Raw genomic sequence first — 7459 nt, forward strand, 5'->3', positions numbered from 1 at the left:
CGCCCGCCGCACCGTGCGGACCCGGCCGCCCGGGACCCCGTCCCGCGGGGCGCGCACCGGCGCGCGGCGGCGCGGGCACCGCACCTCGGACGGGGGCCGCGTGCTGACGCCCCGGCCGATCCTGGTCATCCACGGCAGCGCCGCCCTGCTCGCCGCCGGGTCGCTCGGGGTGATCCTCTGGACCGGGCTCGACGAGCGGCCCACCGCGCTCGCCTTCGGCGCGCTCGTCGCCCTCGGCGAACTCAGCCGCTGGACCGGCTCCCGGGTCCGCGAGGCCGCGCCCCTCGGAGCGGCGGGCGCGCTCTCCTACGCCCTGCTCGGGGCCGACGCCGGACGGCCCACCCAGCACGGTGTCCTCCAGGTCGTCGCCGTCGTGCTCGCCGCCTCGCTGCTGGGCAGCGTCCCGCACCTCGCGCGCGGCCACGGGCCCGTCCTCGACCACCTCGCGCGCCGCATCCTGACCGTCGCGTTCACCGCCGTCTGCTTCCAACCCCTCTACAACGAGGACCTGTTCGGCGCCTGGGGCGGCGGGCCCGGCTACCCGCTGCTGCTGCTCGCGCTGCTCGCCCTCACCGCCCTCTGCGACGCCGTGCTCTCCGCCGCCCTCGCCCGCTCCCGCACCGGCTGGCCGTTCGGACCGCTGCTCCGCGACGAACTGCGCGCCCTGCTCGGCATCGGCTCCGCGGTCTGCGCCACCGGCGCGGTGATGGCGCTCGCGGTCGCCGTCGTGGGGCTGTGGGCGCTGCCCGTGTTCTCGCTGCCGCTGCTGCTGACCCAGCTGTCCTTCCGCCGGTACGCGGCCGTCCGCGCCACCTACCGGCAGACGATCGCCTCCCTGGCCCGCGCCCCCGAGATCGCCGGGTACACCCCGGCCGGGCACGCCCGCCGGGTCGCCGAGCTGAGCCGGGCCGTCGGCCGGGACCTGGGCCTGACCCGGGCGGAGCTGCTGGTCCTGGAGTACGCGGCCCTGATGCACGACATCGGCCAGCTCAGCCTCGTCGACCCGGTCCCGGCCGGGGCCACCTCCGGGCTGCCCGCCGCCGAGCAGCGCCGGATCGCGCTCCTGGGCGGGGCCGTCGTCCGGCAGACCGGGGTGGACGCGGCGGTCGCCGTCGTCGTCGAGCGGCAGGCCGACCCCTGCCGGGAGCAGCCCGCCGCCGCCCGGATCGTGCGGGCCGTCAACGCCTATGAGGAGAAGGTGCGGGACGCGGGGCCCGGCGGGCCGCTCACCGCGCTGGAGGAACTGCGCCTGGCGGGCGCCGGGGAGTACGCGCCGGAGGTCGTGGAAGCGCTGGCCCGGGTCCTGTCGAGGGACTGTCTGACCGTGCCGTCGGCTGGGTAACCCATGGGTAAGGAGCGCCCTTCCAGCCGCACGTGGTTGGATGCGAAAGAGACATGAGAAGGGGCGAGGGTGTCCGGGGGCAGCACTGGCCAGCCCACTCCAAGGAACTGGCAGGCGGGAATCGTGAGGATCTTCGGCAAGGGACGGCACCGGCCCTCCGCCTCCTGGCGGCAGGCCACGGACCGCGCGTTCACCCTGATCGGCGACGGCCGCTACGAGGACGCGGGGGCCCTGCTGACCCGCGCCGCCGACCTGGAACCCTGGCTGTCCGAGTCCTGGTTCAACCTCGCCCTGCTGCACAAGTTCCGGCACGACTGGGAACAGGCGCGGGCCGCCGGCCTGCGGGCCGTCGCCCTGCTCGACCGGGAGGCGGGCGCGCCCGACTGGTGGAACGTCGGCATCGCGGCCACTGCCCTCCAGGACTGGGCGCTGGCCCGGCGGGCCTGGCAGGCGTACGGGCTGCGGGTGCCGGGCGGTGCCACCGAGGCCGCCGAACCCGTGGGCATGGACCTCGGCAGCGCCGCCGTCCGCCTCTCCCCGGAGGGCGAGGCCGAGGTGGTCTGGGGCAGGCGCCTGGACCCCGCCCGGATCGAGGTGCTGTCGATCCCGCTGCCGTCCTCGGGCCGCCGCTGGGGCGAGGTCGTCCTGCACGACGGCGTCCCGCACGGCGAGCGCACCACCGGCGCCGGGCACGCCTACCCGGTCTTCGACGAGATCGAGCTGTGGGCGCCGTCGCCCGTGCCGACCTGGGTGGTGCTCCTGGAGGCGGCCACCGAGGCCGACCGGGACGCGCTGGAGCAGCTCGCCGCGGACGCCGGGTTCGCCGCCGAGGACTGGTCGTCCTCGGTGCGGCTGCTCTGCCGTACCTGCTCGGAGTCGCGGATGCCGGCCGACGAGGGCGACGGCGAGCACCTCGACCCGCACGACCACAGCGAGCCGGGGCACCCCGGGCCGCTCGGGCACCGCACCGACGGGCAGCTGTGGGTGCCGGAGCGGGAGTGCGGGGTGGCCGCTCCGGCGTCCCTGGTGCGGGGGCTGCTCGACGGATGGGTCGCCGACAGCCCCGACTCCCGCGACTGGCGCGACCTGGAAGAGGTCTGCTGAGGCCCCGCGGGGCCGATGGGCCCCGCCGCGGTGGGTCTACCCTGTATCACCGACGCATCCCCCCTGTCGTCTCCCGACGCACCACCTTGTTTGTCTAGGAAGGCTCACCGCGGTCATGGCCCAGCAGGACACCGATCAGCAGCACATGGACGTGCTCCCCGTGGACGACGAGGGTTTCGTCATCGACACCGAGGACACGGACGAGCGCGAGAGCGCCTGGCGTGAGCGGGGGACCTCGCGGCCGATCACGGTCGTCGGCAACCCGGTGCTGCACAAGGAGTGCAAGGACGTCACCGCGTTCGACGCGGAGCTGGAGCGGCTGGTCGCGGACATGTTCGCCAGCCAGCGCACCGCCGAGGGCGTGGGCCTCGCCGCCAACCAGATCGGCGTCGACCTGAAGGTCTTCGTGTACGACTGCATGGACGACGAGGGTGTCCGGCACGTCGGTGTGCTGTGCAACCCGAAGCCGGTCGACCTGCCCGCCGAGCGCCGCCGCCTCGACGACAGCAACGAGGGCTGCCTGTCGGTGCCGACCGCGTACGCGCAGCTCGCCCGCCCGGACTACGCCGAGGTGACCGGCCAGGACGAGAAGGGCAACCCGGTCAAGGTGCGCGGCACCGGCTACTTCGCCCGGTGCCTCCAGCACGAGACCGACCACCTCTACGGCTACCTGTACATCGACCGGCTCTCCAAGCGGGAGCGCAAGGACGCCCTGCGGCAGATGGCCGAGAACGAGCCGCGCTACCCCGTGGTGGCCAACGACTGACGTCCCGCACGTCCCTCGCGCACGGCGCCCGGTCGGGTTCACCTTCCCGACCAGGCGCCGTTCGTATGTAGGTCGCACATTCGATCTCGTGTGCGCACGCGGTGATCCATATTCAGTCACACAAGGGGAGGATCTAGGCGCCAGGGGGTAGTGAAGGAAGCAAATCCGTTCCCAGAACGGTCAGTTGTAGTGCTGAATGGGAACTGCGGGGATGCGCAACGGCGTGCGCCGGGTACAGCGGGAGGGGCGTACGCCAACTGGCGGCTGAGAGGGGTTTGTTCGTGCCTGCTTTCCCATACAGCACCACATCGACCGTGACCGCGGTGCCACCCTCACTCTGTCTTCCGGTGATCGAGGCCGCGTTTCCCCGGCGACTGCACCCGTATTGGCCTCGGTTGCAGGAGAGGACGAGGGCCTGGCTGCTGGAAAAGCGGCTCATGTCCGCGGAGAAGGTGGCGGAATATGCCGACGGTCTGTGCTACACGGATCTGATGGCGGGCTACTACCTGGGCGCCCCCGAGGAGGTCCTCCAGGCGGTCGCCGACTACAGCGCGTGGTTCTTCGTCTGGGACGACCGCCACGACCGGGACATCGTGCACCGCAGGCCCGGGGCCTGGCAGCGGCTCGAAGACCAGCTGCACACGGCCCTGGACGCCCCGCGCGACCACCTGGAGCACGAGGATCCCCTGATCGCGGGGTTCGCCGACGCCATGGTCCGGCTGTACGCCTTCCTGCCCGGCACCTGGAACGACCGCTTCGCGCGGCACTTCCACGCGGTGATCGGCGCCTACGGACAGGAGTTCCGCAATCGCACCGGGGGAATCATCCCCACCGTCGACGAATATCTCGAACTGCGGCGGCTCACCTTCGCGCACGCGATCTGGACCGACCTTCTGGAACCCAGTGCGGGAGTCGAACTCCCGGACTCCGTGCGGAAACACCCGGAATTCCGGCGGGCGGCCCTGCTGAGTCAGGAGTTCGCCGCCTGGTACAACGACCTCTGCTCGCTCCCCAAGGAAATAGCGGGCGATGAGGTGCACAATCTCGGAATCAGCCTCATCAAACACGAGGGGCTGACTCTGGAGGAAGCGGTCGTCGAAGTGAGGCGGCGCGTCGAGGAATGCATCCAGGAATTCCTCGGTGCCGAGAGCGGAGCCTTACGGCTCGCCGACGAGATCGACGACGGGACGGTCCGCGGCAAAGAGGTCGCCGCCGCCGTCAGGGCCTGCGTCGCGAACATGCGGAACTGGTTCAGTTCCGTCTACTGGTTCCACCACGAGTCCGGCCGCTACATGGTCGACAGCTGGGACGACCGGTCCACGCCCCCGTACGTCAACAACGAAGCGGCAGGTGACAAATGACCGTCGAGTCCGCACAGCCCGAGTCCGGCACGTCCGCCGACCCCGGACTCCGGGAACCGCCCCTCGCGGGCGGCCGGGTCCCCCTGCTGGGCCACGGCCTGCGCCTGGCCCGCGACCCGCTGGCCTTCCTGGCCCAACTGCGCCCGCACGGCGACGTCGTCCGGCTGAAGCTCGGCCCGAAGACGGTGTACGCGCCCACCACCCCGGGGCTCACCGGAGCGCTCGCCCTCAGCCCCGACTTCATCATCGCCGGACCGCTCTGGGAGTCCCTGGAGGGGCTGCTCGGCAAGGAGGGGGTGGCGACCGCCAACGGCCCCCTGCACCGACGCCAACGGCGCACCATCCAGCCCGCGTTCCGGCTCGACGCGATCCCCGCCTACGGCCCGGTCATGGAGGAGGAGGCGCACGCGCTGGCCGAGCGGTGGCAGTCGGGCGGGACCATCGACTGCACCGCGGAGGCGTTCCGGGTCGCGGTCCGGGTCGCCGCCCGGTGCCTGCTGCGCGGCCCGTACATGGACCAGTGCGCCGAGCGGCTCTGCGACGCCCTCGCGACCGTCTTCCGCGGCATGTACCGCCGGATGGTGGTGCCGCTCGGGCCGCTGTACCGGCTGCCGTTCCCGGCCAACCGCGAATTCAACCGGGCCCTGGCCGATTTGCATCTTCTCGTGGACGAGATCATCGCCGAGCGCCGGGCGTCCGGTCAAAAGCCGGACGATTTGCTGACGGCATTGCTGGACGCCAAGGACGACAATGGCGACCCGATCGGGGAACAGGAGATCCACGATCAGGTCATCGCGATCCTCACGCCGGGCGGCGAAACCATCGCGGCCACGATCATGTGGCTCCTCCAGGCCCTCGCGGAACACCCGGAACAGGCGGACAGGGTCAGCGCCGAAGTCGAAACGGTCACCGGCGGCCGACCGGTCGCATTCGCGGACGTCCGCAGGCTCACCCACACCAACAATGTCGTCGTCGAGGGGATGCGACTGGGCCCGGCCGTGTGGATATTGACCCGGCGGGCGGTGGTCGACACAGAACTCGGTGGCTATCGCATTCCGGCCGGGGCCGACATCCTCTACAGCCCGTACGCGATCCAGCGGGACCCGGAGTCGTACGCCGACCACCTGGAGTTCGACCCCGACCGGTGGCTTCCCGAGCGGGCCAAGGACGTACCGAAATACGCCATGAGCCCCTTCAGCGTCGGCAATCGCAAGTGCCCCGGCAGCGACTTCTCGATGGCCCAGCTGACGCTCATCACGGCGGCGCTGGCCGCCCGGTACCGGTTCGAGCACGCCCCCGGCTCCGACGGCACCCCGCACGTGGGCGTCACGCTGCGCCCGCACCGGCTGCTGCTGCGGGCGGTTCCGCGGTGACGGGCCCGGCGTCGGTCCGCCCGCAGCGGAACGTCCGCCGGTAGGCGTTCGGGGTCGTCCCCAGGACGCGCACGAACTGATGGCGCAGCGCGGCCGCGGTGCCGAACCCGGCACGGTCCGCGATCGCGTCCATCGTCTCGTCCGTCGCCTCCAGCAGCCGCTGGGCCAGCAGCACCCGCTGCCGCAGCAGCCAGCGGTACGGCGTGGTCCCGGTCTCCTGCTGGAAGCGGCGGGCGAAGGTGCGCGGCGCCATGTGGGCGCGGGCCGCGAGCTGCTCGACGGTGACCTCGCGGTCGAGGTGCCGGTCCATCCAGACCAGCACCTCGGCGACGGTGTCCCCCTGCGCGCGGGGCAGCGGCCGCTCGATGTACTGGGCCTGGCCGCCGTCCCGGTGCGGGGGCACCACCATCCGCCGGGCGATCTTGTTGGCGATCTCCGGGCCCTGCTCCTTGCGCACCAGGTGCAGGCAGGCGTCGATGCCCGCGGCGGTGCCCGCCGAGGTGATCACCGGGTCCTCGTCGACGTAGAGCACGTCCGGTTCGACCGTCAGGCGCGGGTAGGCGCGCGCGAGCTCGTCGGCGTGCCGCCAGTGCGCCGCGCACCGTCTGCCGTCCAGCAGCCCGGCGGCGGCCAGCGCGAAGACGCCCGTGCAGACGCTGAGCACCCGCGCACCGCGCGCCACCCCGCGCCGCAGCGCCTCCAGCATCTCCGGCGGGAACTCGCGGCTCTCGTAGCGGGCGCCGGCCGGTACGGCGATCAGGTCCGCCGACTCCAGCCGGTCGAGACCGTGCTCGACGTGGAGGGCGAAGCCCGCGCGGGAGGTGAGCCTCGGGCCCTCGGCCGAGGCCACCGCGAAGTCGTAGACGGGCAGTCCGTCGTCGCTGCGGTCGGTGCCGAAGACCTCGCAGACCACCCCCAGCTCGAAGGGGTTCACGCCGTCGAGGACGACGGCCGTCACGTTCTGGAGCATGGGGACAGTATGCGCCGGGGCTGGCAGTAATTCGAGGGTCTACGGCAGTCCTGCCACTGACGGTAAGGAGCGTCGAGGACGACAGTGGTGTCCATGGATACCGCGCGTCTCGAAGGACTCATCGGCATGCTGACCGTTCTCGCCATCCTCGCCCTGCTGATCCTGCCGTCCGTGATCGGCGTCGTGCACGAGCGCCGCGTCGACCGGCAGATCCGCCGGGCGCAGTGCGGCTACCGGACCACCACGGTGACCGACCACTCCTGAAGCCCCGCGCACCCGACCCGGCCGTCCCCGGTCGGGCAGAGCGGACGGGACGAGGAGAGCCGCGCCGTCCCGGCGGCCACCGCCCGGTAGGCGCCCGTCGCGTCACCCGGCAGGATCACCAGGCCGCTGTTGGCGGCCCGCAGCCCCTCGCCGCCGACCGCGAGCGCCCGCCAGGGCCGTTCCCCGCTGCCGTCCAGGCGCACCCGGACCGTCCCGCCCACCGCCACGCACACCGTGCGCCCGCCGTCCCCGGCGCCGAGTTCGGCCGGGGGAGCGCAG

7 protein-coding genes and 1 pseudogene are annotated in these 7459 nt (G+C 72.6%); 6 read left to right on the forward strand and 2 right to left on the reverse strand.

What is annotated here, in order from left to right:
• Nucleotides 1-100 precede the first annotated feature (100 nt).
• The 5 genes from GA0115242_RS32360 to GA0115242_RS32380 all read left to right on the forward strand — a co-directional run bounded on the left by GA0115242_RS32360 (nt 101) and on the right by GA0115242_RS32380 (nt 5946).
• Nucleotides 101-1342 carry an HD-GYP domain-containing protein gene (locus GA0115242_RS32360; RefSeq protein ID WP_256089806.1) on the forward strand — a complete coding sequence of 414 codons (1242 nt, stop codon included), beginning with the start codon at nt 101-103 and terminating at the stop codon, nt 1340-1342.
• A gap of 123 nt (nt 1343-1465) precedes the next feature.
• A complete protein-coding gene (locus GA0115242_RS32365) occupies nt 1466-2446 on the forward strand; it encodes a tetratricopeptide repeat protein (RefSeq protein WP_093834868.1) in 981 nt (326 codons plus the stop codon).
• A 115-nt stretch (nt 2447-2561) separates the two neighbouring features.
• Nucleotides 2562-3212 carry a peptide deformylase gene (gene def / locus GA0115242_RS32370; RefSeq protein WP_093834870.1) on the forward strand — a complete coding sequence of 217 codons (651 nt, stop codon included), beginning with the start codon at nt 2562-2564 and terminating at the stop codon, nt 3210-3212.
• A 281-nt stretch (nt 3213-3493) separates the two neighbouring features.
• The gene (gene cyc1 / locus GA0115242_RS32375) at nt 3494-4573 is read left to right on the forward strand and encodes an epi-isozizaene synthase (protein WP_093834880.1); all 1080 of its coding nucleotides are present in this window, start codon (nt 3494-3496) and stop codon (nt 4571-4573) included.
• Nucleotides 4570-5946 carry a bifunctional albaflavenone monooxygenase/terpene synthase gene (locus GA0115242_RS32380; protein ID WP_093834872.1) on the forward strand — a complete coding sequence of 459 codons (1377 nt, stop codon included), beginning with the start codon at nt 4570-4572 and terminating at the stop codon, nt 5944-5946. The genes cyc1 and GA0115242_RS32380 overlap by 4 nt, the downstream gene beginning before the upstream one ends.
• Here the strand turns inward: GA0115242_RS32380 and GA0115242_RS32385 are convergent.
• Nucleotides 5900-6916: a helix-turn-helix domain-containing protein gene (locus GA0115242_RS32385; protein WP_093834874.1), complete on the reverse strand. Its 1017-nt coding sequence runs from the start codon at nt 6914-6916 to the stop codon at nt 5900-5902. The two genes, GA0115242_RS32380 and GA0115242_RS32385, sit on opposite strands and share 47 nt — an antisense overlap.
• 93 nt (nt 6917-7009) lie before the next feature.
• Between GA0115242_RS32385 and GA0115242_RS41010 the strand changes: the two genes are divergently transcribed.
• On the forward strand, nt 7010-7180 hold the full coding sequence (locus tag GA0115242_RS41010; RefSeq protein ID WP_176729950.1) for a hypothetical protein: 171 nt from the start codon (nt 7010-7012) through the stop codon (nt 7178-7180).
• Here GA0115242_RS41010 and GA0115242_RS41015 read toward each other — a convergent pair.
• Nucleotides 7147-7459 (reverse strand): annotated as a pseudogene (locus GA0115242_RS41015) (hypothetical protein); the annotation flags it as partial. The gene GA0115242_RS41010 and the pseudogene GA0115242_RS41015 sit on opposite strands and share 34 nt — an antisense overlap.

Origin of the sequence: Streptomyces sp. SolWspMP-5a-2 (assembly GCF_900091845.1) — a bacterium.
Lineage (GTDB): Bacteria > Actinomycetota > Actinomycetes > Streptomycetales > Streptomycetaceae > Streptomyces > Streptomyces doudnae.

Excerpts from the sequence above, each read along its gene's own strand:
- def (WP_093834870.1), top strand. The coding sequence starts at position 2,562 with ATGGCCCAGCAGGACACCGATCAGCAGCACATGGACGTGCTCCCCGTG.
- GA0115242_RS32380 (WP_093834872.1), top strand. The coding sequence starts at position 4,570 with ATGACCGTCGAGTCCGCACAGCCCGAGTCCGGCACGTCCGCCGACCCC.
- GA0115242_RS32385 (WP_093834874.1), bottom strand. The coding sequence starts at position 6,916 with ATGCTCCAGAACGTGACGGCCGTCGTCCTCGACGGCGTGAACCCCTTC.
- GA0115242_RS41010 (WP_176729950.1), top strand. The coding sequence starts at position 7,010 with ATGGATACCGCGCGTCTCGAAGGACTCATCGGCATGCTGACCGTTCTC.